This window comes from Bradyrhizobium sp. CCBAU 21365, from assembly GCF_015291305.1.
Classification (GTDB): Bacteria; Pseudomonadota; Alphaproteobacteria; order Rhizobiales; family Xanthobacteraceae; genus Bradyrhizobium; species Bradyrhizobium elkanii.
Map to the genome: position 1 here is coordinate 8155606 of NZ_CP030036.1, position 26797 is coordinate 8182402.

Genomic DNA, 26797 nt, shown 5'->3' on the forward strand with positions numbered 1-26797 from the left:
CGATCACGTTCGCGATCTCTTTGTCAGCAACTCGGAAACGCTGCGCTCAAAGGCTCAGCATACCGGTGCGCGTCAAGTGGACCAACGTCCTTCAAGCAACTTAGGGGCTGTTCCCCGACGCATTTGGCGCACGAAACGTGGCTTGGGAGCCAAGCTGCGCTTTCAAGACTAGATCGAAGCTGGGGCGCGTTTTTCCATCCTGGAACACCACGCCGTTCGGGCTGAAGGCGACCTTGTCCGGGCCCTTGTTCAACGTCTGCCAGTTGTACGATATGGCGACGATACCGTAAGCCGAAACCGGCTTGACCTCTCCGGGATCTACCACGCCATTGCCATTGACATCGCGCCACAGGGCGAGGCCGGCCAGTTCTTGCCCGGTCAAAATGCCATCGCGGTCGTCATCGAGTGCGGCCAGCGGTGCATATCCGTTGTTCCAAAACATCCAAAACGTGATGTTGCCGAACAATTGCCGGCCGCTGCTAATTTTGCCATCAAGCTTCAAGTCGCTAACAAGCCAGGCAGCTTTGGGGGTAATCCAGCTCCATTCGCGGCTCAACCCGCTGCCGTCCACGTCGAACGTGACCCGCGCGTCGGGTGCTTCGAGGTCGGTGATAGTGAGCCCATCGGCCAGCGGTACAGCGATGGGAGTGATTGGGTACGGTAGCTTTCCCATCGCGGCCGCGTGGTTCTTCAGCGTCTCGATCTCGCGCTTATCCTTCTCGGCGTCGAGAAGCGGGACGAGGTAAGAGACGACTTCGCCGGTCAGAGTCCGCCCGCCGAATCCACGGACTGTCAGGCTCTTTTCCTTCTCCCAGGCGTCGGTTGCGATCGTTCGATACTGCTTCACCGCATCGTCTTTCCTGCCGGCCTGCTCGGTCAACCAGGCGAGGCCGAGCCGGATGACAAGGCTATCCTTGTCCAGTTCCAATGCCTGCTTGTACGCTTTCAACGCGGCTTCTAGGTGCGCCTGGGAGGCGGTACTCAAAGTGGAGTCAGCGGCAGTCATGACGGTACCGAAAGGAACGGCCGGTGGCTGAATGCCATGGTAGGCCTTCGGTACCGTCAGCGGGTCAGACTTCTGAGCGTAAGCCATGCCATGCGCACGACCAAGGTTCAGCAACGCCTCGACGCTGGTAGGATCGTCCTTGGCGATCTTCTCTAGGTTATCGATAAGCCTGGCGACCGGGATCCGCTCCTCTTCCACGCCCACCCACCTGCCGAGCGCCGGCGACGTCGCGGCAAGGAAAACCACCAGCAAGATCAAGCGCACGGCGACTCCCATTTGTAAGGGAAGGTTGTGGTCAATTTATCCGGTGCACACTGACGATGCTAGGGTCTGGATGGAGCTTGTGGCGTATGCACGGACGAGTCGCTGCCAGGAAAAGTGTTTGTCGACGGTTCATGGCCCAACTCGCACCTCCGGCGCTGTCGGTCTTGCGATGCTGTTGAGGGCTAAGCAGACGTAAGCCCCGAAGTGGCTCGTTGCCTTTATGAGTGCATGCCCTAGACTTCGCAGCCGAATTCGGGAGGACAACCGATGATTCACGACCGCTACGGCCTGCAACTGACCACCAATTCGGACCGCGCCGCCGCCTATTATGTCGATGGCGTCGATCGCATGCTGGCGGCGCTGCACGGCGCCGATGCGGCGTTCGAGGCGGCGATCGCCGAGGACCCCGATTTCGCGTTGGCCCATATCGGTCGTGCCCGCGTGCACCAGCTCAACATGGAAGGCGCCAAGGCCCGCGCCAAGGCAGCCGATGCACGGCAGCTGGCTGCGGCCGCGACCCCACGCGAGCGCCAGCACATCGAGATCATGGCGTCCGTGATCGAAGGTCAGGGCAAGAAGGCGATGACATCGGCCGAACAGCATCTTGCCGAATATCCGCGCGATGCGCAGGTGCTGTCGCTGTTGCTCGGCGCCTTCGGCCTCTATGCGTTCTCCGGCCGGCCCGATCATGACGCCGCGCGGCTGGCGATCTGCGAACGGTACGTCAGGGACTATGGCGACGATTGGTGGTTCCTCACCTATCTCGGCTGGTCGAAGACCGAGGCCGGCGATGTCGTGTCCGGCCGTGCCATCACCGAGCGCGGCTATGCGGCGAAGCCGGAGAACGCCGGTGCCGCACACGCCGTCGCGCATGCGCTGTTCGAACAGGGCGACGCGGCGGAAGGCCGCAGCTTCCTCTCCGCCTGGCTGCCGGCGAATGATCGCACCAGCTTCCTGCAGGGCCATCTCGCCTGGCACCTCGCTTTGATCGCGATCGAGGAGGGCGACGCCGACAGCGCGCTCGAGATTTACGAGCAGCACATCAAGCCGGCGGGCCGGCCCTATCCGCCGCTCAATATCTTCACCGACACGGCCTCGCTGCTGTGGCGGCTGACGGTTGCCGGCAAGGCCGGCCTCGAGCAGCACTGGAAGGATGTCGCCGCCTATGGCGACGGCTACTTCCCGAAGGCCGGCGCGCATTTCGCCGACGTGCACCACGCGCTGGTCGCAGCCACGACGAACAACGACGCGCTCGAGGCGCGGCTGGTCGAGATGGCCGCGCGCGACGCCGACGGCAGGCTGGCGCCCGGCCCGGCGGCGATCGGGCTCGGCCGCGGGATCGCGGCGTTCGCCGCCGGCGATCACCACGACGCCGTGCGCATCCTTGCGCCGCTGATGCCCGAGCTGGTGCGGATCGGCGGCAGCCATGCGCAACGCGAATTGTGGGAAGACACCTTCATCGTCGCATGCCTGCGCGCCGGCCAGGGCCGGCAGGCAGCGAGTCTGATCTCGGAGCGGCTGCATCGCCGTCCGTCGCGGCGTGACCTCGCCTGGTCGCTGGAGGCGGCCCGGCAATAGAAGCTGCTGCGGTTGGTGACTGTGTCGTCGCCTGTTCCCGGATTTCGCGGCGCCTGTCATCGGGCACGCATTCGCGCGACTCGTTGGCTCCATCCGGGCTGCGCAGTCGTGCCGGCCGGAAACTCTTCTCCTTCCCCCGAAAGAGGAAGCTTAACGGGTATTTTCCATCGGTCGGGCACCTGCTCACCGGGCGTTTCGCGTGGAAACCTTGATCAAGATCAAACGCGCGCCGAGGCCTTCCGCAATTCTACGACCATGACGAAGCTGCCGAAATGGCCCACCTGCGCGACGTGCCATAAGCCCCTGACCTTCCATCCAAAGGGAAAGCGCGGGCCGCATGTCTCGCTTGCATTGCGAGGAGAAGCAGCCCGAGACCGATGGCGCTTCCGACGAAAAGACGGCGCCACGCTGAGTGACGAGGTCTCCATACCCGCGACTGGCCCGAACACGCACGCCACCGCGCGGGCCGGTAGATGGCCCCAGCAGCCAGCCTTCCAAGGCCCCCAAGGTTGCTGGGGCCGCTAGCGGCGCGGCTTGCGTTCCTCATCTATTCCAATTTCACTATACGTTCTCATTGGAAATGGTGATGCTGGCTTGTTTCTTCCCCAGTGGCCTGGTTTGATTTACCAGATGGCCTGTTTTGATTTTGAGGCCCATAAGAGCGGATGGAGTCGCACAATCGAACCTGCCGCTGCGGAGCTGTTTACAGCCGCACCGAGTCCATCGCTCCGGCTCGAGAGATCAGCAGCTTTGAATGCTTCCTCTGCGGGTCAACGCTGGAAACATGGAACTCAGCTTGGGTGCCAACATACAAGTTTTTGGCCGGTCCGGTGCGACCGGCCGATAAGTGAAGCTGGCGTTCTCCGTAAGTGGTATTTGGTCCGAATACTTTTGTGGCAAGATAGTCCTTGGCTCCGGTTAGCGAGAGGGGATGAGCCATTGGCAGACTTTATGTTGAGGGCGAATATCGCCCACTTCAAAGAACTTCTGGCAATTGAAACGGACGCGGTGAAGATCGCGATGCTGCGCAGGCTTCGGTCACCCCCCTGGTTCGCAGTGTACCGTCATTCCACGGTGCAATTTTCTCGCGAAATTGACTCGCTGCTGTCATGAAACCGGAGCACGATGGAACCCGGACGATAGCTAGTAGGGATTACGTCCATGGACCCGTTTATCGCGCGTGCAAACATTGATCATTGTTTGGACCTGCTCAAAGCCAGCGACACTCCGGACAGCACCAAAGCGACCGTTACAAAGATCCTGATCGAAGAAGAGAGAAAGCTAGGCCACGAGCGGGAGCAGCTTGAGTTCGCCGAAAGCAGAGCGATGGCGTGCCGCGAGCGCGCAGAACGCCAGCGGCGGTTGACGGATTCATTCGAGCCTGGATCGTTGCAGCGCAGACAGGCTGAAAGCCTGCTGATCAGTTTCGAGTGGCTGGCGAAGTTTATCGAAGGTGCCTGTGTCCAGATGCGCCGTAAAGCGGACGGCGGTCTGCTTTAGAACGTTAAACGCCGTCTCAGTTCGCGCCCTCTTTCATGGACTCACCTTAGCTTTTGACGTGCACATGCATTGCGCGCTCTGCTTTCCGCAAAAAAACAGGGGCAGATAATCTTCCTAAAGCATGATCCGGAAAAGTGCGAAGCGGTCTTCCGAAAAGATCATGCTCAAACAAAGAGCTAAAGCGCGATGACGATTCAACCTAATCACATCGCGCTTTAGTGCCGCAAGAGCGAGAGCTACCCGGCTTCCGACACGATATAAACCGCCCGAGATCGGCCCCAGACAAATGAAAAGGGGCCGCTCGCATCGCACGGCCCCTCTACCGGAAATCTGAAAATTGCTTCGGAATGAAATCTAGCCCCGGCTTGAAAACCCTAGTTTCTTTCGCAAGCGCAGCAATTCCGTAAAACTACCTACCTCAAAAGAAGGTCGCCCCGGACTTGGAGGGTCCCGGAGCCAAGTTGTTTCCTATTGCTGTCGGCGCGTGACCGATGGTTACCAAGCTTCAGTCAAGAAAATCAACATTGCACCCGGAAGTGCTTGATCTAGGCGGCGGAGAATAAAGCCGTCCTCAGTTGGCGGCGTCTTTCATTTTTGGAGCGAGGGTCGCCTACGTCGCACCAGACATCATACTCAGCAACCTTTGCCCGCCGCTCCGCGCCGCTATCTCTTCAATCGCATATATATGTTTTGATGAAGCGGCGTCGTTGGCCGGGACAGCGCCAGCAAAACGTGACTTATCTGTTGGCGTGTCTTTGATTTGGGTCAATAGGCGCTCGACATTCTCAGCTTGAAGACGCCAGCCGCGCATGTTTCGGTTCCGCCCAGGAAGCCGAGCATATGCAACGCTTTATCGAGCAACAGAATATTGCACGCTTTAAGCACCTCCTTTCGCACGAGGCGACAGAAGTGCAACGGCGTTTGTTGCAAGCATTGTTGGCCAGCGCGCAGCGCAGGCTTGCATTGATCGAAGCGAGCGAGCGCGGGACCTACTCGGGTGCGCAGATCGTGCGCGAGCAACTGTTTCCGCGAACGATCCCAAAGTTGACCAGCGCCTTCCAACGTGAGTTCGAGGCGGCAAGCACTCCGCTATTACTTGTCGAGCCTGGCCCCGGCCTGCAGATTGTAGAAGCTAACAAGATCTACGCCGCCGCCACCATGATCGATGCGAGCAAGGTCGCTGGCGAGAAGATGTTCGATATATTCCCCGACAACCCTAACGACGCGGCGGCCGATGGAGTGGCGAACCTGTTCGAGTCGCTGAATGTTGTTGCTACGACCGGTCAGTCGCACGCCATGAGAATCCAGCGCTACGACGTGCGCGACGCGAATGGCGTCTTTGTGAAACGCTACTGGCAACCCGTCAACAGCCCAGTGCTAGACGATAGCGGCAAGATCGCCTTCTTGCTCCATCAGGTCATCGATGTAACTGAGCGGCACGTCAAGAAATCAGCAGCCTGAACTCTCGGTCTTGGCCTTCGACGGGATTTTTGATCGCCCTCAAATTGGAAACTTAATTCGATGCGATCATTGCATCATGGAATGGCAGCTCATAGCAACGGCTCCATTTGGATGCGACCTGGAGTTAGCGGTGATCGACAGCACCGGGATCCATCTGCTTGTGTTTCCCTGTCGTCGTGTTCAACTGGGCTGGGTGAAGTCGGCGAGTGGCGAGGCAATCAATGTGCATCCGACCCACTGGCGTGCGTGGATCGAATCGTCTCGCCGCCGGTGATCGTCGATTGCCGGTTCGCCTCGCTACAGGTTTCAAGACGCTCTTCGCCGGTGCGGCCCGTTAGCGCGAAGCCGTAACCCCTCACTCAGCTGATGGCTTGGTACACCGGATGCGTTAAGCCACGCATCGGCCGGCCGCCAATAATGCTGATGACGACATTCGGGACAGTCGACAGGTACGGCGACGTCCGGCAGGCTTTCGAAGACGACCATATCTGTACGCAAGCCGGTCGAAATCGTTCTTTGCGTATTGGGGCACCGTGTCATTATGCTCGCCGAAGCCAACTTCAACCGCCTTCTGTCCTTACAGAACGTGAGCGCGCTCCGTTCGGTTCGACGATAGAGCGCACCCAGCGTTTGCTTCACGCAGCTGCCTTGACTTCGATCTTCTTCGGCTGCGCCGCTGCAGGTTTGGCCACTGTCACCTTGAGCACGCCATTCTTGAGCGATGCTTTGATGCTATCGGCGTTGACGCCTGGCGGAAGTTGAACAGAGCGATAGAACGAACCATAGCTACGCTCTATGCGGAAATAGTTCCTATCTTTCTCTTCCTTCTCCGCTTTCTTCTCGCCTTTGATAGTCAGCACATCGTCTGCCAAGTTGACCTGAACGTCCTTTTGTTCGAGACCCGGCAACTCGGCGGTAATTTCGATGTCTCGATCAGTCTCTGCGATATCCATGTTCGGAGCGAGACCCGACGACGTCTTGAAGTCCAGCGATGGCAAGCCTCGCGTGAAACTGTCGAAGACCCGGTCAATCTCACGTTGGAGCGAGCCCAGGAAATCTGCGCTTGGACGGGCACCAGCGGGCTTCTGCTGAGTCACTGGAACTGGCAATGGTGCTGCCATTTGTTTCTCCTATTTGTTTGCGACGCCTCTTTCGAGGAAGCTTCAAATGGAAAACCGATAGCCCGGCAGCTAACATTGACATCGATCAATGCAGAGAAACCGATCGGCAATTTCTGTCTTCGACGGTCGCAGCTTGATTGCCGCCCTTCATATTTTGATGCCGGTCAAGGCGACGCCAAAGCGCTGTGGAATTCTTGTGATTTCTAACAGGCGAGGTGTCGTGATGAGGTGCGTTGTTACGCTAAAGGACGGCGGTGCGATGGAACGGGCCATGAGCGCGTTGGCGAAATACAAGTATACGGCCGGAGGCGAGCCCGTTGCGCCGGAAGGACACCCCCGAGAGTGGAAAGAATGGCTGCTGGAAATTGATGCGGCGGAATTTGCTGCAATCAACGACCATGTAGATGATGGAGATGTCGTTGACGTCAGGCCCATCAGCGAACCTGATCGTTTCGCTCCAGCTCCATCACTTGCTGAAGTCTTGTAGAATTATTTGCATCTCGGTTCTGTACGTAATGTGCCGATGGAGATCAAAGCGGGCCCCAAGCCCCTTTTGATGCGACGCAGCGCCGCGCATTCAATATTTGAAACCGAAATCATTCGAGCTTGGATACCCATCACCTAATGGCCCGCCGTTCTCAGCCCGATGCGGGTCAAACTCGCAAGTATCCCCACCCGCTTTGCTCTGGCGAGCAAGGCGACCTCCCCTTTGCAAGGCGACCTCCCCTTTGCAAGGGAGGTTTGAGAATTGCGCTCAATCGGCCTTCGCCATAAACGCCGCGAGCGCATCGCGATCGGCTTGCGGCATGGTCAGCCCGAGCTTGGAGCGGCGCCACAGCACATCGTCGGGAAAGCGCGCCCATTCCCTGCGCATGAGGTAGCGCACCTCGGCGCCGGTCAGTTCGGGACCGAAGGCCGGGCCGAGATCGGCCGTCTCCCTGGCGTCGCCCAGAACATCCCTGGCGTTCAACCCATAGGCGGCCACCAGCCGCCGCGCCTGCGCCTCGCCGAGGAAGCGCCAGCGGTCGCGGGCGATCTCGACCTCGGTCTCGAAGCGCTGCCAGGCGAATTCACCGCCCGGCAGCGGCACTGTCGCGGTCCAGCGCGGCGTCATCGGATAGAACCGCGTGAACTCCGACACCGCCCGCTCGGCGCGGCGCCGCGCGGTGGTGACGTCGCCGCCGAAGATCGTGAGCAGCGGCGCCTTGCCGCGCCCGACATCGAGCAGCGCTGCGCCATCGCTCATGTGCCGGCGCGCGGGCGCGACCACGGAATTGGCGCCGCAGACTGTTCGCAACACGTCGACTAGAGCGATCTGATCGCGAAAGTAGCGATTGGCCGCGTCGCAGAGATAGGCCACCTCGCGCACATCCATCGCAACAACCGCCGGATCGCCCTTGAAGGCATGACTGACGCTGCCGATCAGGGTGAAGTCGCGCTCGTAGGGACTGGCGAAGATCAGCCGGCCGTCAGGGTTCTGAAACACATAGACGTTGTCGCAGTCGAACAGGCGGCGCACCACGATCTGGCCAATCTGCACGGTCGCGAGCTGAGGCGCGGGCACGCGCAGCACGGTGTCGGCGACCGAGGCGGTCCACGCACCGGTCGCGTTGACCAGCGCCCGCGCCGTGATCACCCGCCGATAGCCTCGGTCGATCACGATTAGCCGCCAGGTTTCACTGCGCTCGGCCCGGGTCACGCGCGCGCCGGTGCGGATATCGGCGCCGCGCGCCGCGGCGTCGACGGCGGTGAGCACGACGAGCCGGGAATCGTCGACGACGCAGTCGGAATATTCGAACGCGGTTCCGAACGGCCGCTTCAGCGCATTGCCGACCGGATGGTGGGTGACATCGAGCGTCGCCGAGCGCGGCAGGCCGCTGCGGGAGGCCAGCCGTTCGTAGAGCAGCAGCAACGACCGCAGCTGCCACGGCGGCCGCTCCTCGGCATGAACAGGGATCACGAAGCGCACCGGCCGCACCAGATGCGGCGCGATGCGCAGCAACACGTCGCGTTCCCTCAGCGCCCGGCGGACGCGGAAGAACTCCCGCCGTTCCAGCCCGGCCAGATCGCCATGGACCAGCCGCGGCGAGGCCTGCGACGCACCGGAGCCGAGATCGCCCTGCTCCAGCAGGATCACGCGCAGGCCGCGACCGGCCGCATCACGCGCAATGCTCGTGCCGTTCAGGCCACCGCCGATGATCGCGAGATCGTAATCCGCCATGCGCAACGCCTATCGCATTTCAATGCGAACGGAATGCGTATTCGCACCCAAATTGCGTCAGGGCGTGGCGCCGAACCACATGATGCCTGGGGGAAGCGGTCTCACGGCACACCCCACCCTTCCCGCTTGCGGGGCGAGCGTCGTTTGCAGGATTTCGGAATATTGGAATAATGCCCCTGAGTTGCCCGACGTGTCAAGCGCCTGCTCGAACGCCGGCCGCCACCGACTCCTTTGCATGGGGTTGTTTTCGATATTTTGGCAGCGCTCCTCCTGCGGCGGGCCCCGCAAGCGGGCGAGGCACACCGTTTTCGCGACCGCTGTCCTATCGGACTCCATCACGTGCTAGTCCGCACCGGCCGCGGCGAAGAAGCCTTCCGGTCCATCGACCTCGATCAGCTTCTTGCCCTCGATCACCCAGAACCGGTTGGCCACGGTCCGTACGAACTGGCGGTCGTGCGACACCAGGAGGCAGCTGGCCTGCCGTTCCATCAATTCGTCCTCCAGCGCCTCCTGCCCCTCGATGTCGAGGTGGTTGGTCGGCTCGTCGAGCAGATAGAAGTTCGGCTGGGTGAGCCGCAGCACCAGCATACCGAGACGAGCCTTCTGCCCGCCCGACAGCCGCCCGATCGGTCGGCCCTGCATCTCGATCGAGAGCCCGGCGCCGGCGAGCAGGCCGCGCGCCCGCTGATCGCCGACCTCGAAGCGCCGCGTCAGCATGCGCATCGGCGTGTCGCTATCGGCGAGATCGGCCAGTGCCTGGTCGCAATAGCCAAGCACCAATGACTCGGTGGCCCGGATCTCGGCCGGTGCCGTTCCGGCATCCTCGATCGCCAGCCGCAGCGCCGCGACGAAGCGCGTCTTGCCGGCGCCATTCGGCCCGAGCAGCGCAATCCGGTCGCCCTTGCAGATGAACTGCGGCCCGGTCCTGAACAACAGCCTGCCGTCGGGCGCGGCGATCGCGGGGTTGTTCAGCCTGATCAGAACCTTGGCATGGGTGTCGCGGTTGGCGAGCCGGATCGTGCCGGCCGAACGTTCCAGATGCGCGGGCTTCGCCGACTCCTCCAGTCTCTCGGCGCGCTGCTTCAATTGCCTGGTCTTCGACAGCAAAAGGTCGCTGCCGGAATTGATGCCGAGGTTGCTGAGCTTCGCGGCCTGCTGCCGGAGCTGCCGCACGGTCTTCATGTCGCGCTGATAGCGCCGCTCGTCCGAGGCATCGAATTCGTCGACCGCGGCGCGCGCCGCGGTATAGGGCAGCGAGAACAGCTGCGACCGCTCCGGGCGCAGGAACAGCGTCCGGTTGGTCGTTGCATCGAGAAAGGCGCGATCGTGGCTTGCGATCACCACCGGCATCTCGCGCGGCAGCGCGTTCAGCCAGGCCTCAAGCCGGCCGATCTTGGCGAGATCGAGATGGTTGGTCGGCTCGTCGAGCAGCAGCACATCGGGCTCGGTCACCAGCACGCGGGCGAGCACCGCAAGCCGCAGCCAGCCGCCGCTCAGCTGCTTCAGCGGTCTCGTCCACAGTTCCTCCGGAACTTCGAGCGATTGCAGGGCGACGTCGACCCGCCAGCCCTCGCTGGCCCGCTGCTCGCCGGGAAGCGCCTCAAGCACGGCGGCATGGAACGACGTATCCAGCAGTTTCGGCGGCGCATCCTGCTCGACATGGCCGATGGTCAGCCCGCGCGCGCGGGTGATGTCGCCTTCGTTGGGCTCCATCGCATCTGCGATACAGCGCAGCAGCGTGGACTTGCCGCGGCCGTTGGCGGCCACCAACCCGATGCGGTCGCCGGCATTGACGACAAAATTCAGTTCGGAAAACAGCGGCGCGTTCAGCGTCACGCCGAGATTGCGGACATTGATGAGGGTCACGATCATTCTCTGGTCTTGCCGGCAATCACGACAGTCCCGGGCATGCCAGCATGCCCTTGGGCATCCAGCCATCGGATGGGCGTGTCGAAGCGCGGCGAGGGATTGATATGCGGGCGCGAACGCTCAAACGTTCGACGCCGCACGGCCACGAAGGGCAGACCAGGAAGAGATGTTGCGCGAGTTTCCGGTCAGCCCTGCAAACGCATCTGCAGGGCGTTGACGGGGCCACGCTTGAGGTGGGGATCGGTGTATCTCGCCACGACGCGGCCCTCCTTTCTCGGCTGAAATGATGTGGTGGGTCGAGATGTAGCCGGGCGTGCAACGGATGGCAAGCACAGCCGGCCGGGCCGGCGACCATTCAGGCCAAATTACCCGGCTCTGCGCACGGTTTCGGCAAGCCGGTCGCCGCCGACCAGCGCGGCAAATTGACCGATCGGGGCCGGCCGGCCGATCAGATAGCCCTGCACCGCGTCGCAGCCCTCTTCGGCGAGGAAGCCGAGCTGCGCCTCGGTCTCGACGCCCTCGGCGACGATCGACATTTCAAGGCCGTGGCCGAGATCGATCACCGCGCGCACGATCGCGGCCGATTGCGGGTTGCGGCCGAGATTGATGACGAAGGCGCGGTCGATCTTGATCTTGTCGAACGGAAACGCCTGCAGGTAGCTCAGCGAGGAATAGCCGCTGCCGAAATCGTCCATCGAGATGCGCACGCCGAGCGCCTTCAGCCGCCGCAGCAGCGACAGGCCGCGGTCGAAATCCTCGATCAGCACGCCTTCGGTGATTTCGAGCTCGAGCCGGTCGGGCGTGAGCCCGGTCTCGAGCAGGATCGAATGGACGAGGCCGACGAGGTCGCCATGGGTGAATTGCGCCGGCGACAGGTTCACCGCGACCTGCAGCGGGATCGCCCAGGACGCCGCCTCCCGGCAAGCTTCGCGCAGGATCCATTCGCCCATCTCGACGATCAGGCCGCTTTCTTCCGCGAGCGGAATGAAATCGCCGGGCGGCACGAAGCCGCGCACCGGATGGTGCCAGCGCGCCAGCGCCTCGAAGCCGATGATCTGGCTGGCCGCCACGCTGCCGCCCGCGGCGGCCTGCGGCTGGTAGTAGAGCGACAATTCGCCATTCTTGATCGCGACCGACAGCTCCTGGTGCAGCACGCGGCGATCACGGATCTGCTGGTCCATTTCCGGTTCGAAGATCGAGATCGTGCCGCGCGACTTCGCCTTGGCGCGAAACAGCGCCGCGCCGGAATTGGCCAGCAGCGAGGCCGCGTCGGATCCGTTGTCCGGGAACACCGCGATGCCGGTGGTGAGGCCGGTCCGCACCGACTTGCCGTCGATCAGGAAATCCTGTCCGAGCGCCTCGGCGGCCTGCTCGGCCAGCGCGATGCCGGCGACCGGCTGCTTTCCGTCGATGATGAGGCCGAATTCGTCGCCGGACAGCCGCGCCACCACGCCGCCGCGCGCCACGGTCTGCAGGCGCTGCGCGACCTCGATCAGCACCTTGTCGCCCATCGCGTGGCCATAGACGTCGTTGATCTCCTTCAGCCCGTCGAGATCGACGCAGAGCACGGCGAACTCCTCGTCGGTGCCGTCGCAGGCCTCGATCATCTGGGTCAGCGCCTGCAGGAAGGCGGCGCGGTTCGGCAGATCGGTCAGGCCGTCATGATAGGCCATGTGCGCCATGCGCGACTCGGTCTGGCGCCGGTCGGTGACGTCCTCATGGGTCTTGATCAGATATTGCGGCTCGCCGACATCGTCGAGCACGGTCATGCGGCGGGTCAGGAACAGCCGCAGGCCGTCCTTGGTCGAGATCGGATGCTCCTCGGCGATCATGCTGCGCTTCCTGATCGCGGCCTCGTCGCGGGCGATGATCAGCTTGGCTTCACGCGCATTGAAGATGTCGGACGCGGTCAGGCCGGCGGCGTCCTCGCGGCGGCGATTGAGGATCGTCTCGGCGCTGCGGTTGGCCAGCAGGTAACGGCCGTCGCTGACCCGCTGCACGATCAGCGAGACCGGGATGTTGTCGACCACGAGCTCGAGGAATTTCTTGTTGTTCTCGAGCTCGCGCGACAGCGAGCGGCGATCGGTGACGTCCTCGAACAGCGCGATCAGGAATTCCGGTTCGCCGGCCTCGTTGCGGGCGATCACGCGGTTGGAGGCGAGGATCCGCTTGTCCGAACCGCGTTCGACGAAGAATTCGCTGCGATGATAGCCTTCCGCCGCGTTCAGCGCCGCGCGGTCGGCGGTGTCGATGCTGGCGGCGGTCTCGGGCCGGAAGATCTCGTCGGCGCGCTTGCCCACGATGTGATCGCGCGAGAAGCGCGAGAAGCGCTCGAAGGCGCGGTTGGCGAAGATGTAGCGGCCGTCCTCGATGTTCTTGGCCGCGACGCAGACCGGAACGTTGTCGAGCACCGATTCCAGGAATTGCGTGGTCGAGGCGAGCTTGCGCGACAGCTTGCGCTGGTCGGTGCAATCGAGATGGGTCGCGACCGAGCCGCCGTTCGGCAGCGGAAAATACTTCACCAGCACCGACCTGCCGCCGGGCAGCTCGGTGACCAATCCCTCGGGCGCCGCGGCCCTGGCGAAGAAATCCTCGGCGCTGAGGTCGAGCACGCCTCGGTCGCGGCGCAGCTCGAGCAGCTCGACGCCCGTCATGTTGCGCCGGATGTCGGCGCGCGACAGGCCGTAGATGTCGAGATAGCGGTCGTTGCAGAACACGATGCGCTCCTGCGCATCGGTCATCACCACGCCCTGGTTCAAATGGTTGAGTGCCGACGAGACGAAGGCGTTGCGCCGCAATTGCGCGCGCTTGGCCTTGCGCAGCGCCGAAAGGATCCACAGCCCGACCGCGCCGAAAAAGGACGCCACCACCACGCTGCCGATCAGGAGCTCCCAGACCACGCCGGGATCGAGGCTGCCCAGATAGCTCGACGGCGCGAACGCACCGGTGCCGGCCCGGGCTGCAGCGCACGGCGCGACGGCGGCGATCAGGCAGAGCACGGCCCTTGCCGGAATCGAATTCTTCCCGCCCGCCTGCACCTTCCTGCCAGCCATCGATCACCCGCGGATTTCCGGGGCGAGTGTCCGGCTCCGGCGGTTTGGATCGGGTAAACGCGTACTGATGCAACCGGAAAATGCTGACTTAATTTATGGCAATTGCCCTGACATGATTAATGCTCCACTAACAGGGCATGGCCTCCCAACTATTTGAGATGGCCCAAGCACTTGCCTAATAAGCACTTGCCCAAAGCGACCGGATCGGCTGAACGATGCTGGCGGCAGCGGCCAGGGCGCGGCCGGGCGGAAATTTTCGGACCTGAAGGACGAGATGGACAGGGTTGATTGCGTGATCGTCGGTGCGGGGGTGATCGGCCTCGCGGTGGCGCGGCGGCTGGCACAGGCCGGCCGCGAAGTGATTGTGATCGAGGAGGCCGAGGGGATCGGCACGGTGACCTCGTCGCGAAACAGCGAGGTGATCCACGCCGGCATCTACTACCGCGCCGGCAGCCTGATGGCGCGGATGTGCGTCAGCGGCAAGCGGGCGCTCTACCGCTACTGCGCCGAGCACGGCGTCCCGCACAAGAATTGCGGCAAGCTGATCGTGGCCACCACGCCGGCGGAGACCGAGAAGCTGCAGTCGATCCGCGCGCATGCCAAGGCCAATGGCGTCGACGACATGCAGCTGTTGTCCGGCGAGGCGGCACGCGCCCTGGAGCCGGCGCTGAATTGCGACGCAGCGCTGCTGTCGCCCTCGACCGGGATCATCGACAGCCATGCCTACATGCTCGCGCTGCGCGGTGACGCCGAGGAGGCCGGGGCGGCGTTCGCCTTCCATACGCCGCTGCTCCACGCCAGGGCGACCGCCGACGGGTTCGAGATCGAGGCCGGCGGCGCGGCGCCGATGACGCTGGCCTGCGATCTCCTGGTCAATGCCGCCGGGCTCGGCGCGACGGCGGTCGCGCGCAACGTCGAGGGCATGCCGATCGAATTGATTCCAACGGCCTATTTGGCCAAGGGCAATTATTTCAGCTGCAGCGCCAGGGCGCCGTTCTCGCACCTGATCTACCCGGTGCCGGAACCCGGCGGGCTCGGCGTGCACCTGACGCTCGACATGGCCGGACAGGCGAGGTTCGGGCCCGACGTCCAATGGATCGATCACATCGATTACGCCGTCGACCCTGATCGGGCCGAGCGGTTCTATCCGGCGATCCGGAAATACTGGCCGGCCCTGCCGGACGGCGCGCTGATGCCGAGCTACTCGGGAATCCGCCCCAAGATCGTGCCGCCGGCGGTGGCGACGCAGGACTTCCTGATCCAGGGGCCCACCGATCACGGCGTCGCCGGCCTGATCAACCTGTTCGGCATTGAATCGCCCGGACTGACGTCGTCGCTCGCGGTCGCCGACCATGTCGGCGAGTTGGCGGAACTCTGAGCAAATACAGTATGGCCTGCCGGGGGATGCGCGCGCACTTGGGCGTTCATCCCTCGGTGAAAGGCCAGGCTATTTGCTAATTTGCAGGGGGGCGGTCTAGTGGACCGTGTCGTCGGCGGACAGTCTCAACCGCTCGATTTGATCCTTGACCATCAACTTGCGGCGCTTCAGCTCGCAAATATGGAGGTCGTCTACAGAGGGGTGAACGAGCGCTTCGTGCAGTTCGTTCTCGAGTATTTTGTGTTTACGCTCCAGCTCAATGAGATGGGCCTGTATTGCCATTGCGAACACTCCTCGGTGCGTTAAACCTCAGGTTCGATCCGGACCGCCGAGTGTACACGAGTGGACGGCGCTGTCGATGGGGGACGCGAAATGCCGCACGCACTCATTTCGGTTTATCTGTAACCAATCGTGACTATGGAACCGGTCCGGCTTGCGCGGCGCGCGCGCAAGGAGGATATTCCGGCGAGCGGCGACTTCCGCCGCAACAACCTCATCGTGCCTATCAGTTAATATACAACCATGAACGATCAGGATGAGCGCGAACTAATCGCCGAGCTCGCGCGTCTGCAACAAGAGCACCGCGACCTCGATGCCGCGATCGACGCGCTGCACCAGTCGCCGGCGCCGGATCTCTTGATGCTGCAACGCTTGAAGAAGCGGAAGCTGCAGCTGCGCGATCGCATCGCCTTCATCGAAGACCAGATCACGCCCGACATCATTGCCTGACGCGCGCCGCGGCGCCGGCCTTCGCGGTTGGGCGCTTCCGGTTCAGGCCGGGCGGCGGTTTTCCCCGTCATCCACAGCGCCTCACCGGCTTCACGTTCGCGGCAACGGACGCGAGGCGATTTCCCGGCGCTTGACTCTATCGGAACAAAAAGAGAACATGCCGACCCAGCCGCCAGCCATCAGAGGGAGTTTCGCCATGTCCGCACCGCCTTCCCTGCCCGACAACAGCCGCTACGAGAAGGCCTGCGATCAGGCGATCGCGATGTGCGACGGCAACCTGCGCAGCACCATCAAGGCGCTGATCATGGCCAACGAATACCTGGAAGCCGAGCTTGAGGAATTGCAGGCCGCGATCACCGCCGGCTGCGTGCCGGCGCAGACCCGGGCGGCGAGCGACGCCGCCTGATCCTTGGCCCGATCCTTGGCCTGATCTTCAGGGAGCACAGCGATGGCCGATGTAACCTATTACGTGGCACTGCCCTTCATGCAGGACGATGACGGCACGCCGGTCGCCGGCAATGCCGAGGAATGCCAGAGCTCGGCGGTCGCGCTGCGCCGCGCGGAGACCATGTCGCGGATGCCCGGCAGCATCGGCGCCGTCGCGTTCAGCCGCACCGGCGATCCCGCGATCGGCGAATTCGGCGATGCCAAGCTGTTGCGGGCCTACGGCAATGTGCCGGAGGACCTGAGCGCGCTTTGATCGGCCCGGATCCTCTAGGATTCGTGGCGCCGCTGCGCCTTGCGCACATACATCGCACGGTCGGCCTCATCGAGAACGCGATCGATATCCGAATGCGCGGTGAGGATCGCAACGCCGGCGGAGGCGCCTGCGGTGACCTGGCTGTCGCGGAACATGAAGGTCAACCGATCGATCGCCTCTTCCAGCGCAGCCGCCTTGGCGCGGGCATCGATCTCGCTGAGATTCCACAACAGCACGGCGAACTCGTCGCCGCCGAGACGGCCGATCACATCGGAAGCGCGCACCTGATCCGATATCGCGGCAACGATCGCCTTCAGCACCTCGTCGCCCGCCGCGTGGCCGAAGGCATCGTTGATCGGCTTGAGGCGATCGACGTCGAGCACGATCAGCGCGCCGGAGGCCTGATAGCGCTTGATGAAGGAAAGCGAACGGGCGAGCTCGCGCTCGAATCCGCGCCGGTTCAGGATGTCGAGCAGGAAGTCGGTCTCGGCGGAGGCCTGCAGCGCCTCGATCCGGGCCTGCGCCCGCGCCAGCTGCGCCCGCAAGCTGCGGATCGTCGATTTGTCGCCGGATGCGACCGCGCCTCGCGTGGAAGCTTCGGTTCCGGCCCGTTTGGTTCCAGCCCGCTTGGCCCCAGTCTTGCCCGGCCCGGATTTGCGCGCGGCGGGCGCGCCTTTGCGTCGTTTCGCGGCCCCGGAGGCGGCCGCCGTCGTCTTCTTCTTCATGCGCATCCTTGTTGAGGCCTGCTTATGAAGGCTTGCCGGGATTCACCAAGACAGGATAGTCCATTCTAACTCCCTTGCCACGCCTTGGATGACGCCCGGGCCGCCCCTATAATCGGCCTATGCTTTTGGATTCCTGCACAGAATTGAAGAGATGACCGCTCCGATCGCCATCATCATGGGAAGTCAGTCCGACTGGGAAACCATGCGCCATGCCGCCGAGACGCTGGCTGCGCTCGGTGTGGCCTGCGAAACGCGTATCGTTTCGGCCCACCGCACCCCGGATCGGCTCTATGCCTTCGCCAAGGGCGCCAAGGCAGCCGGCCACAAGGTGATCATTGCCGGCGCCGGCGGCGCCGCCCATTTGCCGGGCATGACCGCCGCGCTGACGGAGCTTCCGGTGTTCGGGGTTCCCGTCGAGTCGAAGGCGCTGTCGGGCATCGATTCGCTCTATTCGATCGTGCAGATGCCGGCCGGCGTCCCGGTCGGGACGCTGGCAATCGGCAAGGCCGGCGCGATCAATGCCGCGTTGCTCGCGGCGAGCGTGCTCGCGCTCAACGATCCGGCTCTGTCGGGCCGACTTGCGGCGTGGCGCAAGCAGCAGACCGACGCGATCAGCGAGCATCCGGAGGGCGCGGCGTGACGGCTTCGAACGGAGTGAAGCTGAAGCCGGGCGACACCATTGGAATCCTCGGCGGCGGGCAATTGGGCCGGATGCTGGCGATGGCCGCGGCGCGGCTCGGGCTCCGCTGCCAGGTGTTTTCGCCGGATCCGGACTCCCCGGCGTTCGACGTGGTGCAGAACGCGACCTGCGCGGAATATGCCGACGTCGAGGCGCTCGAACTGTTCGCCAACGACGTCGACGTCGTCACCTATGAGTTCGAGAATGTCCCGGCCGCGACCGCGATGGTGCTCGCCGCGCGGCGCCCGGTGCTGCCGGCCTACAAGATCCTGGAGACCACGCAGGACCGGCTGATCGAGAAGGATTTCGTCAGCAAGCTCGGCATCGGCACCGCCGACTACGTCGACATCTCCTCGGTCGGCACGCTGCGCACGGCGATCGAGCGCATCGGCCTACCTGCGGTGATCAAGACCCGCCGCTTCGGCTATGACGGCAAGGGCCAGGCCATCATCCGCGCCGGCGACGACCTTGAACAGGTCTGGCAGGACCTCGGCACCAAGTCGGCGATCCTCGAAGCCTTCGTGCCGTTCGAGCGTGAGATCTCGGTGATCGCGGCCCGCTCCGCGTCCGGCGAAGTCGAATGCTTCGACGTCACCGAGAACGAGCATCGCGACCACATTCTGAAAACTTCCCGCGCGCCGGCCGCAATCCCCGATGAGCTTGCCGCGCAGGCGCGCGCGATCGCCGAAAAGATCGCCTCGGCGCTCGACTATGTCGGCGTGCTCGCGGTGGAGATGTTCGTGGTGCCCGGCAATGGCAGCAAGGCGACGGTGCTGGTCAACGAGATCGCGCCGCGCGTGCACAATTCCGGCCACTGGACGCTCGACGGCGCCTCGATCTCACAGTTCGAGCAACACATCCGCGCGATCGCCGGCTGGCCGCTGGGCAAGCCGGTGCGCCACGGCGATGTCGTCATGACCAACCTGATCGGCGACGACATCCTGAGCTACGAGCAGTGGCTCACCGTTCCCGGCGCCACGGTGCATCTGTACGGCAAGGGCACGCCGCGCCCCGGCCGCAAGATGGGACACGTCACCGAAGTGACGCCTGCCCGCAAGCCATAATTCCACTAAGGCGCGGTGAGATATTCATCGCGCTTTAGCTCGTCGTTTGAGCATGATCTCTTCGGAAAACCGCTTCCCACTTTTCCGGATCATGCTCCGGCGGCCGCAAGCCGCCTTCGACACATCGATGGAAATGGGATCGTGGCAGCCACGATCCATGAGAGCATCGGTTCCGGTTCAATCAGAACCGATGCTCTGGATTTTTGTTTACGCGTTTTCTTCACGCGAACCGGCGTCCACTTCGCTCGAAAACGCTCGCGCCGATCACGCCGTCTTCGCGCCGGCGACGATGCCGGCCGGCTCGTCGCTGAGCCAGCGGTAGATCACACCGCCGAGCGCGCCGCCGATCAGCGGCGCGACCCAGAACAGCCAGAGCTGCCCCAACGCCCAGCCGCCGACGAACAGCGCCGGTCCGGTGCTGCGCGCCGGGTTCACCGACGTATTGGTGACGGGAATGCTGACGAGATGGATCATCACCAGCGCGAGGCCGATGGCGAGCGGCGCGAAGCCGGCAGGCGCCTTGCCATGGGTCGATCCCATGATGATGAACAGGAACATCATGGTCATCACCACCTCGGTGATGAAGCACACCACCATGTTGTACTGGCCGGGCGAGTGCGCGTCATAACCGTTGGAGGCAAAGCCCTTGCTGACATCGAAGCCGGGCGCGCCGCTCGCGATCACATAGAGCAGCCAGGCCGCGATGATGGCGCCCACGACCTGCGCGATGATGTAGGGCAGCACCTGGCCGCCCGGGAAACGCCCACCCGCGGCGAGCCCGACAGTCACCGCCGGGTTGAGGTGGCAACCCGAGATATGGCCGATCGCATAGGCCATGGTCACCACGCTCAGCCCGAAGGCCAGTGACACGCCGACCAGTCCGATCCCGACCTGCGGAAAGCCGGCCGCGATCACCGCGCTGCCGCAACCAGCGAATGTGAGCCAGAACGTACCGATGGCCTCGGCAGCGTATTTTTTCATCTCCATCTCGCATCTCCCCTATTTCCAATGTCCGGGTTATCCAAAACGCCGGGAGCGGCCCTCATCTGGGCGCCAAACCACCCAAATCAGGGCCGCACAATGGCATTTTCGCCCTATTTCGTGGCTTTACTAGGCCCGAAAGTCACTCGACCGGTGGACATCTGCGCGTTTGTCTGATACATGCGCCCGCCTAGGGTTAAGAGGCAGGCCTTTTGCCGCCCCTTCACCTCGCCAGAATTCCGAACCGATCAATTCAAAAGAGGATGCCGCGTGCAGGTTCTCGTCCGCGATAACAATGTCGACCAAGCCCTGAAGGCGCTGAAGAAGAAGATGCAGCGCGAGGGCATTTTCCGCGAGATGAAGCTCCGCGGTCACTACGAAAAGCCCTCCGAGAAGAAAGCCCGCGAAAAGGCCGAAGCCGTGCGCCGCGCACGCAAGCTGGCGCGCAAGAAGCTGCAGCGCGAAGGCCTGCTGCCGATGAAGCCGAAGCCGGTGTTCGGCGCTGGCCCCGGTGGCGACCGCGGCCGTCCAGGCGGTGCAGGCGCTGGTCGCGGCCCTCGCTGAACCGTTTTGCCGATATGGAAGTCTAACAGCGCGGGCCACGGGCCCGCGTTGTCGTTTTGAAGCACGCCGCGTTCCGGGGTACCCATGCAAAACGACCGGCAAGAGCATTTTGCATGACGGCTGATCCGGGATCCCGCCCGCTCTTTCCAGGACCCGCGCAGCGCCGTCGCGCGCCGCATCTCGTCATCATTGCAGTGCTTCTCGGCCTGCCGCTCGGGGGCTGCTCCTTCGACCTCGGTTCATGGGGCTCCTCGGACGACAAGCCGAAGCCGGCTGCCACCGCCGACAAGCCTGCCGCCGACACCATCACCCCGCAAGACGTCAACAGCGCCAAGGATCACACCACGCGCGCTCAGGTGCTGGCGCGCTCCGGCAAGCTCGACGAGGCGATGGCGGAGTTCGAACAGGCACTGGTGGCCGACCCTTACAACATCCAGGCGCTCTACGGCCGCGCCCTGATCTATCAGGGCCGCGGACAGCATCAGCAGGCGATCGACGATTTCACCGCGGCCAGCGGGCTGTCGCCGCAGAAGGCCGAGCCCCTGGTCGGCCGTGCGACCAGCTACCTCGCGCTCGACAAGGCCAAGCAGGCCGCCAGCGATCTCGACGAGGCCGTGCAGGCCGATCCAAGCAATGTTGCGGCGTGGAGCGCTCGCGGCCAGGCCTATGAGCGGCTCGGCGACAAGGCCAAGGCGGCGGCGTCCTACAATCGCGCGCTGGCGCTGCGGCCAGGTGACGGCAATGCGCGCAGCGGGCTGGCGCGCACCGGCGGCTAGCGCTCGGCGTGAAGACAACCCGTCAGGAACGATCGAGCGGCGTTGCGGCTACTTCGGCAGGACGGCGTGGAACATCGACTTCATGCCGGAGAACATGTCGTCGGTCACCGACGTACGCTCGTTCTTCTGCGCCGGCATGATCGCCTCGGCGCGCAGGTCGAGCGGGGCCTGCACCACCGGGACCGGAATGTCGGCCGGCGGCGTCAGCCGGTTGGAGTCCTGGCCGCCGGCGGCGTAGGGCGGACGCGGCTGCGAGGATTGATCGACATTGTCAGTCGACGGGCTCGACACCATGATCGGCGGCGGCAACGGCCGGATCGCCGAGACGGCTGCCGGACGCTGCGCCTCAGGCAAGCGGGCAAGATCGGTGCGCGTGGCGTCCTGGGAACGCGTGGCGTCCTGGGAACGCGCCGCCTCCTGCGGACGCTCCTTGCGCAGCCGCTCGATGGCGGCGCGCGCGAGGTCGTTGGCGTCGCGGCTCTCCTCAGGCGTCACAGCAGTCTCGACCGGCGCGACTGACGCCGCAGGCGCCGCCGGCTGCGGCGCGGCGGGCGTGACCTTCGCGACGGCCTTCGGCGCCGCCGGATGATGGCGGGTGTCGGCGGGGATGCTGGCGGTATCGGCCGGCGCGTCAGGCTTTGCGTCGGCAGATTTCGGATCGGCCGATTTCTCGGCGGGCTTCTCGGTGACGGCGGCCTTCTCGGACGCCGAGCGCTCGATCAGGGTGCGCTCGGACATGCCCTTGGCCTTCACGCCGGCTTCGGGGAGGCTGCTGACGACGGCGGCCGGCTTGGCGGCGGCCTTCGGATCGGCCTTGGGATCGACTGCGGCGGTCACGGCTGCGGCTGCCGGCGCCTCCGGCTTGGCCACGATGTAGTGATTAACGATGTACGCCCCGATGATGGTCGCTGCCACCGAGGGTAAGATGTCCATCACGAATTTCTTCAGGTAACTCAGCATGACCTGCCACTCCCCACCCCGGTATTACATGCTGGAACTTTGAGGCACATTCAGGGATCAACTGCGTCGGATCGGTGGCAAACCCCCGTTCCGACGTCACCTTTGGTGTCGCTTTGGTTTCAGCCGGAGGCGCCCCCTGCGCAGGCCGCATCCGCCTGCTAGATCATCGCGCAGCCGTTAACGGGTTATGAATTTCCACAGCCGCGCCGGCTCGGACCTGCCATTCGGCGGGTGCAGGGTTCCTTGCAGGGTTGTTGCGCCGCGTCAGGGCTTGAGCTCGACCTCGAGGAACACGATCTCGCTGGCCGTCTCGTTGAGCACGTCGTGCTGGACCCCGGCCTTGCGGAAATAGGATTTGCCGGCTCCGAGCTGCGCCTTCGAGCGCTCGCCGTTCGGCGCCACGATCGTCATCTCGCCAGCCGTGATCGGAACGATGACATAGTCCATCCCATGGGTGTGGTGGCCGGTGGCGCTGCCCGGCGCAAGGCGCCATTCGGTCACGCGGACCTCCGCGGTATCCACCTGCACATCCGATTTGGCGCTGAGCATCGTCATTCTCTCCAAGTTTTTTGAGCGGATCATGTCCTACGGCACGAAAACCATGAACACGAACACGGCGAACACCACCATGTGAACGAGCCCGAACAGGATGTTGGTGCGGCCAGTTCCGAAGGTGAGCATGCTGACCATGAAGGTCAGCAGCAGGATCAGCATATGCTGGTTGCTGAGCCCGAGCACCAGTTGCTTGTCGAGCACAGAGGCGGCAACCGCCACCGCCGGAACCGTGAGCCCGATGGTGGCGATCGAGGAGCCGAGCGCGAGGTTGATGCTCTTCTGCAGGTCGTTCTTGCGCGCCGCCGACACCGCGGCAACGCTCTCCGGCAACAGGATCAGGGCCGCCACCACCAGGCCGGCAAAGGCCGGCGGCGCGCCGATCTTGACGGTGACGACATCGACCACCAGCGAGAATTTCTTCGCCAGCAACACCACCGCCAGCAGCGAGATCAGCAGCAGCGCAACGCTGATCGCCGTCATGCGGTCCGACATCACCTCGCCATGCGCCGCCGCCTCGTTGGCGCCGCTGACGAAATAATCGCGGTGACGGATGGTCTGGGTGTAGAGGAACACCGCGTAAAGCAGCAGGGTCACGACGCTGATCACGGCGAGCTGGGCCGAGGAGTAGATCGGCCCCGGCGCTGTGAGCGTGAAATTCGGCATATCGAGCGTGATGGTCGCGAGCACGAACAGCACGCTGAGGTAAAGGTTGGCGCCGGTGATCTGGAAATCCTGCTCGCGGTAGCGGATGCCGCCGATGAAGATGCAGAGCCCGACCAGGCCGTTGCAGACGATCATCACCACCGCAAACACCGTGTCGCGGGCCAAGGTCGGCGCCGGCGTGTCGCCCAGCATGATGGTCGAGATCAGCGCCACCTCGATGATCGTCACCGCGAGCGTCAGCAGCAATGTGCCGAACGGCTCGCCGATCCGCTCGGCGATCATCTCGGCATGGTGGACCGCCGCGAACACGGTGCCGAACAGAATGACCAGAAGTACCGCCGCAAACACCCAGCCACCGGCCGACGGCGCGAAGCTGTAGCCGGTGGCCGTGACCGCGGCAAACAACAGCACCGCCAGAACGGGATACAGCCAGGCCGACCGCGGCATCGGTCCGTGTGCGCTCATCGTGGGGTCCCCTCACTTCGGTGCCGCGATTATGCGACAGACAATCGCCGCCGTCAGCCTCTTGCGGCGTCGATAAACCGTCGCGCCGTCGCCATCGCACCGAAATCGTCGAGATTGTCGTGCCCGCCACCGGGCAGTCGCACGAATTGCCTGGGCTCATGGGCGAGGCCGAACAGGCGCTCGCCGAAGCGAATCGGGATCACCGGATCGTCGGCGCCATGCATGATCAGGAGCGGCGCCTTGACCCGCGCGATGAGCCGGTCGGAGTGGAATTGATCGCGCATCAAAAGGCGGACCGGCACATACCAGAAATGCGCGCCGGCGACGTCAGCCGTCGACGTATACGGCGCCTCAAGGATCAGCTTGCCGAGCGGATGTTCGGCGGCGAGCGCAACCGCAACGCCCGTGCCGAGGGAGAATCCCCAGGCCACGATCTGCTCGGCGCGGTAGCGCGCGGTGGCGAAGGCGTAAGCCGCCGCGGCGTCCTGCAGCAGTCCCTGCTCGCTCGGAGACCCGCTCGACCCTGCGTAACCGCGAAAGGACAGCGCCACCAGCCCGGTGCCGTCGGCCGTGATGGCCTTGAAGCGCGCCACGCGCCCGGCAAGGAAATCGCCATTGCCGTGGAAGAACAGCACGACGGGCCGGCCCGGCTTCGCCGGCACGTGCCAGACGATGACCTTCTCGCCGTCGCCGGTGGTCAGGACATGTTCTTCCGCTTCGGGAAGGCCCGCGGCCGCCGGCGCGGTCCGCCCGACCGGCGGGATCGGAAACAGCAGTTCGCGCTGCTTGACATACAGCGCCACGAGGCCGCCGAGATAGACGACGACCGCGGCGATCAGGAGCCATTTCAGGATTGCGAGTGCCAGCGCCATCACCGGTGGCCGCGGCTATTTGCGGCGGGCGAGCTTGCGCAGCTTCTCGACGTCCGCCTCGACGCTGTCGGGGACCGGCCGGCACGCGCCCGCCGCCGCATGCGCGACGTGCCACTTGATGCGCTGCTCGCGCGTTGCCCGGGGCGGCATGCGATGCGTTCGATGCCACTCCCGGTTCAGCGTCATCGCTACCGCCTTACATCGCCTTGACGATGTTCTCGGTGACCTTCTTGGCGTCGCCGAGCAACATCATGGTGTTGTCGCGGTAGAACAGCGGATTGTCGATGCCGGCATAGCCCGAGGCCAGCGAGCGCTTGATGAACATCACGGTACCGGCCTTCCAGACCTGCAGCACCGGCATGCCGTAGATCGGCGAGGTCTTGTCCTCTTCGGCGGCCGGGTTGGTGACGTCGTTGGCGCCGATCACGAAGGCGATGTCGGCCTGCGCGAACTCCGAGTTGATGTCCTCGAGCTCGAACACCTCGTCATAGGGCACGTTGGCTTCGGCGAGCAGCACGTTCATGTGGCCGGGCATGCGGCCCGCCACCGGGTGAATGGCGTATTTCACCTCGACGCCTTCCTTCTTCAGCATGTCGGCCATCTCGCGCAGCGCGTGCTGGGCCTGCGCCACCGCCATGCCGTAGCCGGGCACGATGATGACCTTGGAGGCGTTCTTCATGATGAAGGCCGCATCATCAGCCGAGCCGAGCTTGGCGGGCTTCTGCTCGCCCGAGCCGCCGCCGGCCGCCGCGGTCTCGCCGCCGAAGCCGCCGAGGATCACCGAGATGAACGAGCGGTTCATCGCGTGGCACATGATGTAGGACAGGATCGCACCCGACGAGCCGACCAGCGCGCCGGTGATGATCAGCGCCGAGTTGCCGAGCGTGAAGCCGATGCCGGCCGCGGCCCAGCCGGAATACGAGTTCAGCATCGAGATCACGACCGGCATGTCGGCGCCGCCGATCGGGATGATCATTAGCACGCCGAGCGCCAGCGCCAGGATCGTGATCATCCAGAAGTCGAGCGCGCTGCCGCTCATCACGAGGCCGACGATGAAGAACACCAGCGCCAGCGCCAGCACGATGTTGATGACGTGGCGGAACGGCAGGATGATCGGCGCGCCGCTCATCCGGGCCGACAGCTTCAGGAACGCGATCACCGAGCCGGTGAAGGTCAGCGCGCCGATCGCGACGCCGAGCGACATCTCGATCAGGCTCTGCGGATGGATGTTGCCGGGCGTGCCGATGTCGAACGCCTCGGGCGCATAGAACGCACCGGCGGCGACCAGCACCGCCGCCATGCCGACCAGCGAGTGGAATGCGGCGACCAGTTCGGGCATCGAGGTCATCGGCACCCGGCGCGCGATGACGGCGCCGATGCCGCCGCCGATCGCGACCGCGAGGATGACCAGCACCCAGGCCACGCCGTCGGCCGGCGGATGGCTCGCCAGCGTGGTGCCGACGGCGATCGCCATGCCGATCATGCCGAACATGTTGCCCTGGCGCGACGACGCCGGGCTCGACAGGCCGCGCAGCGACAGGATGAACAGCACCCCCGCCACGAGATACAACAGTGCAGAGAGATTGGCGCTCATCTCAGGTCCCCCAAAATCC

27 protein-coding genes are annotated in these 26797 nt (G+C 64.1%); 12 read left to right on the plus strand and 15 right to left on the minus strand.

Features of this window, described 5'->3' with window-relative positions; all coding sequences use genetic code 11:
• Positions 1-100: 100 nt before the first annotated feature.
• On the minus strand, positions 101-1270 hold the full coding sequence (locus tag XI02_RS38485; RefSeq protein ID WP_194483282.1) for a lipopolysaccharide assembly protein LapB: 1170 nt from the start codon (positions 1268-1270) through the stop codon (positions 101-103).
• 348 nt (positions 1271-1618) lie between these two features.
• On the opposite strand from XI02_RS38485, the gene XI02_RS38490 reads away from it, so the two are divergent.
• Together XI02_RS38490 and XI02_RS38495 are read left to right on the plus strand one after the other, a co-directional pair.
• Positions 1619-2848, plus strand: a complete 1230-nt coding sequence (locus tag XI02_RS38490; protein WP_194483491.1) for a tetratricopeptide repeat protein — start codon at positions 1619-1621, stop codon at positions 2846-2848.
• A gap of 1161 nt (positions 2849-4009) precedes the next feature.
• Positions 4010-4348, plus strand: coding sequence for a hypothetical protein (locus XI02_RS38495; RefSeq protein WP_172646779.1), 339 nt, complete (start codon positions 4010-4012; stop codon positions 4346-4348).
• 610 nt (positions 4349-4958) lie between these two features.
• On the opposite strand, the gene XI02_RS38500 is transcribed toward XI02_RS38495, so the two are convergent.
• Entirely contained in the window at positions 4959-5159 is a 201-nt protein-coding gene (locus XI02_RS38500; RefSeq protein WP_172646778.1) for a hypothetical protein, read from the minus strand.
• A gap of 29 nt (positions 5160-5188) precedes the next feature.
• On the opposite strand from XI02_RS38500, the gene XI02_RS38505 reads away from it, so the two are divergent.
• The gene (locus XI02_RS38505; protein ID WP_245163919.1) at positions 5189-5809 is read left to right on the plus strand and encodes a PAS domain-containing protein; all 621 of its coding nucleotides are present in this window, start codon (positions 5189-5191) and stop codon (positions 5807-5809) included.
• A gap of 635 nt (positions 5810-6444) precedes the next feature.
• Here XI02_RS38505 and XI02_RS38510 read toward each other — a convergent pair.
• On the minus strand, positions 6445-6930 hold the full coding sequence (locus tag XI02_RS38510) for an Hsp20/alpha crystallin family protein (protein ID WP_172646777.1): 486 nt from the start codon (positions 6928-6930) through the stop codon (positions 6445-6447).
• Between the two features lie 88 nt (positions 6931-7018).
• On the opposite strand from XI02_RS38510, the gene XI02_RS38515 reads away from it, so the two are divergent.
• Positions 7019-7417, plus strand: coding sequence for a hypothetical protein (locus XI02_RS38515; RefSeq protein ID WP_244980978.1), 399 nt, complete (start codon positions 7019-7021; stop codon positions 7415-7417).
• A 267-nt stretch (positions 7418-7684) separates the two neighbouring features.
• On the opposite strand, the gene XI02_RS38520 is transcribed toward XI02_RS38515, so the two are convergent.
• From XI02_RS38520 to XI02_RS38530, 3 genes are all read right to left on the minus strand, one after another.
• The gene (locus XI02_RS38520) at positions 7685-9151 is read right to left on the minus strand and encodes a glycerol-3-phosphate dehydrogenase (protein ID WP_172646776.1); all 1467 of its coding nucleotides are present in this window, start codon (positions 9149-9151) and stop codon (positions 7685-7687) included.
• 342 nt (positions 9152-9493) lie between these two features.
• Positions 9494-11023 carry an ABC-F family ATP-binding cassette domain-containing protein gene (locus XI02_RS38525; protein WP_172646775.1) on the minus strand — a complete coding sequence of 510 codons (1530 nt, stop codon included), beginning with the start codon at positions 11021-11023 and terminating at the stop codon, positions 9494-9496.
• 362 nt (positions 11024-11385) lie between these two features.
• The gene (locus XI02_RS38530) at positions 11386-14073 is read right to left on the minus strand and encodes an EAL domain-containing protein (RefSeq protein WP_172646774.1); all 2688 of its coding nucleotides are present in this window, start codon (positions 14071-14073) and stop codon (positions 11386-11388) included.
• A 274-nt stretch (positions 14074-14347) separates the two neighbouring features.
• Here XI02_RS38530 and XI02_RS38535 point away from each other — a divergent pair, with 274 nt between their 5' ends.
• A complete protein-coding gene (locus tag XI02_RS38535) occupies positions 14348-15451 on the plus strand; it encodes an NAD(P)/FAD-dependent oxidoreductase (RefSeq protein ID WP_172646773.1) in 1104 nt (367 codons plus the stop codon).
• 96 nt (positions 15452-15547) lie between these two features.
• Here XI02_RS38535 and XI02_RS38540 read toward each other — a convergent pair whose 3' ends face one another.
• Entirely contained in the window at positions 15548-15733 is a 186-nt protein-coding gene (locus tag XI02_RS38540) for a YdcH family protein (protein ID WP_016847370.1), read from the minus strand.
• Positions 15734-15973: 240 nt separating this feature from the next.
• Between XI02_RS38540 and XI02_RS38545 the strand changes: the two genes are divergently transcribed.
• The 3 genes from XI02_RS38545 (at position 15974) to XI02_RS38555 (ending at position 16880) form a co-directional block, all read left to right on the plus strand.
• On the plus strand, positions 15974-16180 hold the full coding sequence (locus tag XI02_RS38545; protein ID WP_016847372.1) for a YdcH family protein: 207 nt from the start codon (positions 15974-15976) through the stop codon (positions 16178-16180).
• Positions 16181-16376: 196 nt separating this feature from the next.
• Positions 16377-16586: a hypothetical protein gene (locus tag XI02_RS38550; RefSeq protein WP_028336001.1), complete on the plus strand. Its 210-nt coding sequence runs from the start codon at positions 16377-16379 to the stop codon at positions 16584-16586.
• A gap of 42 nt (positions 16587-16628) precedes the next feature.
• Positions 16629-16880 carry a hypothetical protein gene (locus tag XI02_RS38555; protein ID WP_018268738.1) on the plus strand — a complete coding sequence of 84 codons (252 nt, stop codon included), beginning with the start codon at positions 16629-16631 and terminating at the stop codon, positions 16878-16880.
• A gap of 14 nt (positions 16881-16894) precedes the next feature.
• On the opposite strand, the gene XI02_RS38560 is transcribed toward XI02_RS38555, so the two are convergent.
• The gene (locus XI02_RS38560; protein ID WP_172646772.1) at positions 16895-17611 is read right to left on the minus strand and encodes a GGDEF domain-containing protein; all 717 of its coding nucleotides are present in this window, start codon (positions 17609-17611) and stop codon (positions 16895-16897) included.
• Between the two features lie 145 nt (positions 17612-17756).
• Between XI02_RS38560 and purE the strand changes: the two genes are divergently transcribed.
• On the plus strand, positions 17757-18245 hold the full coding sequence (purE, locus tag XI02_RS38565; RefSeq protein ID WP_016847376.1) for a 5-(carboxyamino)imidazole ribonucleotide mutase: 489 nt from the start codon (positions 17757-17759) through the stop codon (positions 18243-18245).
• Positions 18242-19348 carry a 5-(carboxyamino)imidazole ribonucleotide synthase gene (locus XI02_RS38570; protein WP_172646771.1) on the plus strand — a complete coding sequence of 369 codons (1107 nt, stop codon included), beginning with the start codon at positions 18242-18244 and terminating at the stop codon, positions 19346-19348. Before purE ends, XI02_RS38570 begins: the two co-directional genes overlap by 4 nt.
• Positions 19349-19612: 264 nt before the next feature.
• Here the strand turns inward: XI02_RS38570 and aqpZ are convergent, their stop codons facing one another.
• A complete protein-coding gene (aqpZ, locus tag XI02_RS38575; RefSeq protein ID WP_016840586.1) occupies positions 19613-20335 on the minus strand; it encodes an aquaporin Z in 723 nt (240 codons plus the stop codon).
• A gap of 264 nt (positions 20336-20599) precedes the next feature.
• Between aqpZ and rpsU the strand changes: the two genes are divergently transcribed.
• Together rpsU and XI02_RS38585 are read left to right on the plus strand one after the other, a co-directional pair.
• Positions 20600-20893 carry a 30S ribosomal protein S21 gene (gene rpsU / locus XI02_RS38580; protein WP_018268740.1) on the plus strand — a complete coding sequence of 98 codons (294 nt, stop codon included), beginning with the start codon at positions 20600-20602 and terminating at the stop codon, positions 20891-20893.
• Positions 20894-21006: 113 nt separating this feature from the next.
• Positions 21007-21669, plus strand: a complete 663-nt coding sequence (locus XI02_RS38585) for a tetratricopeptide repeat protein (RefSeq protein WP_016840584.1) — start codon at positions 21007-21009, stop codon at positions 21667-21669.
• A 48-nt stretch (positions 21670-21717) separates the two neighbouring features.
• Here XI02_RS38585 and XI02_RS38590 read toward each other — a convergent pair whose 3' ends face one another.
• From XI02_RS38590 to XI02_RS38615, 6 genes are all read right to left on the minus strand, one after another.
• Positions 21718-22629: a hypothetical protein gene (locus XI02_RS38590; RefSeq protein WP_172646770.1), complete on the minus strand. Its 912-nt coding sequence runs from the start codon at positions 22627-22629 to the stop codon at positions 21718-21720.
• Between the two features lie 264 nt (positions 22630-22893).
• Complete coding sequence (locus XI02_RS38595) at positions 22894-23178, minus strand: cupin domain-containing protein (protein ID WP_069280521.1); 285 nt, start codon at positions 23176-23178, stop codon at positions 22894-22896.
• A gap of 36 nt (positions 23179-23214) precedes the next feature.
• Positions 23215-24312 carry a calcium:proton antiporter gene (locus tag XI02_RS38600; RefSeq protein WP_172646769.1) on the minus strand — a complete coding sequence of 366 codons (1098 nt, stop codon included), beginning with the start codon at positions 24310-24312 and terminating at the stop codon, positions 23215-23217.
• Between the two features lie 53 nt (positions 24313-24365).
• Positions 24366-25184, minus strand: coding sequence for an alpha/beta hydrolase (locus XI02_RS38605; RefSeq protein ID WP_172646768.1), 819 nt, complete (start codon positions 25182-25184; stop codon positions 24366-24368).
• Positions 25185-25199: 15 nt separating this feature from the next.
• Positions 25200-25370 (minus strand): hypothetical protein, encoded by a 171-nt coding sequence (locus tag XI02_RS38610; protein ID WP_172646767.1) that lies wholly within the window; start codon positions 25368-25370, stop codon positions 25200-25202.
• 10 nt (positions 25371-25380) lie between these two features.
• Entirely contained in the window at positions 25381-26778 is a 1398-nt protein-coding gene (locus tag XI02_RS38615; protein WP_172646766.1) for an NAD(P)(+) transhydrogenase (Re/Si-specific) subunit beta, read from the minus strand.
• Positions 26779-26797: the final 19 nt, after the last annotated feature.

Bases quoted from the DNA above. Each gene is read 5' to 3' on its own strand.
- XI02_RS38490 (WP_194483491.1), top strand. From the start codon at position 1,619: ATGCTGGCGGCGCTGCACGGCGCCGATGCGGCGTTCGAGGCGGCGATC.
- XI02_RS38495 (WP_172646779.1), top strand. From the start codon at position 4,010: ATGGACCCGTTTATCGCGCGTGCAAACATTGATCATTGTTTGGACCTG.
- XI02_RS38500 (WP_172646778.1), bottom strand. From the start codon at position 5,159: ATGCGCGGCTGGCGTCTTCAAGCTGAGAATGTCGAGCGCCTATTGACC.
- XI02_RS38505 (WP_245163919.1), top strand. From the start codon at position 5,189: ATGCAACGCTTTATCGAGCAACAGAATATTGCACGCTTTAAGCACCTC.
- XI02_RS38510 (WP_172646777.1), bottom strand. From the start codon at position 6,930: ATGGCAGCACCATTGCCAGTTCCAGTGACTCAGCAGAAGCCCGCTGGT.
- XI02_RS38515 (WP_244980978.1), top strand. From the start codon at position 7,019: ATGCAGAGAAACCGATCGGCAATTTCTGTCTTCGACGGTCGCAGCTTG.
- XI02_RS38520 (WP_172646776.1), bottom strand. From the start codon at position 9,151: ATGGCGGATTACGATCTCGCGATCATCGGCGGTGGCCTGAACGGCACG.
- XI02_RS38525 (WP_172646775.1), bottom strand. From the start codon at position 11,023: ATGATCGTGACCCTCATCAATGTCCGCAATCTCGGCGTGACGCTGAAC.
- XI02_RS38530 (WP_172646774.1), bottom strand. From the start codon at position 14,073: ATGGCTGGCAGGAAGGTGCAGGCGGGCGGGAAGAATTCGATTCCGGCA.
- XI02_RS38535 (WP_172646773.1), top strand. From the start codon at position 14,348: ATGGACAGGGTTGATTGCGTGATCGTCGGTGCGGGGGTGATCGGCCTC.
- XI02_RS38540 (WP_016847370.1), bottom strand. From the start codon at position 15,733: ATGGCAATACAGGCCCATCTCATTGAGCTGGAGCGTAAACACAAAATA.
- XI02_RS38545 (WP_016847372.1), top strand. From the start codon at position 15,974: ATGAACGATCAGGATGAGCGCGAACTAATCGCCGAGCTCGCGCGTCTG.
- XI02_RS38550 (WP_028336001.1), top strand. From the start codon at position 16,377: ATGTCCGCACCGCCTTCCCTGCCCGACAACAGCCGCTACGAGAAGGCC.
- XI02_RS38555 (WP_018268738.1), top strand. From the start codon at position 16,629: ATGGCCGATGTAACCTATTACGTGGCACTGCCCTTCATGCAGGACGAT.
- XI02_RS38560 (WP_172646772.1), bottom strand. From the start codon at position 17,611: ATGCGCATGAAGAAGAAGACGACGGCGGCCGCCTCCGGGGCCGCGAAA.
- purE (WP_016847376.1), top strand. From the start codon at position 17,757: ATGACCGCTCCGATCGCCATCATCATGGGAAGTCAGTCCGACTGGGAA.
- aqpZ (WP_016840586.1), bottom strand. From the start codon at position 20,335: ATGGAGATGAAAAAATACGCTGCCGAGGCCATCGGTACGTTCTGGCTC.
- XI02_RS38585 (WP_016840584.1), top strand. From the start codon at position 21,007: ATGACGGCTGATCCGGGATCCCGCCCGCTCTTTCCAGGACCCGCGCAG.
- XI02_RS38590 (WP_172646770.1), bottom strand. From the start codon at position 22,629: ATGCTGAGTTACCTGAAGAAATTCGTGATGGACATCTTACCCTCGGTG.
- XI02_RS38595 (WP_069280521.1), bottom strand. From the start codon at position 23,178: ATGCTCAGCGCCAAATCGGATGTGCAGGTGGATACCGCGGAGGTCCGC.
- XI02_RS38600 (WP_172646769.1), bottom strand. From the start codon at position 24,312: ATGAGCGCACACGGACCGATGCCGCGGTCGGCCTGGCTGTATCCCGTT.
- XI02_RS38605 (WP_172646768.1), bottom strand. From the start codon at position 25,184: ATGGCGCTGGCACTCGCAATCCTGAAATGGCTCCTGATCGCCGCGGTC.
- XI02_RS38610 (WP_172646767.1), bottom strand. From the start codon at position 25,370: ATGACGCTGAACCGGGAGTGGCATCGAACGCATCGCATGCCGCCCCGG.
- XI02_RS38615 (WP_172646766.1), bottom strand. From the start codon at position 26,778: ATGAGCGCCAATCTCTCTGCACTGTTGTATCTCGTGGCGGGGGTGCTG.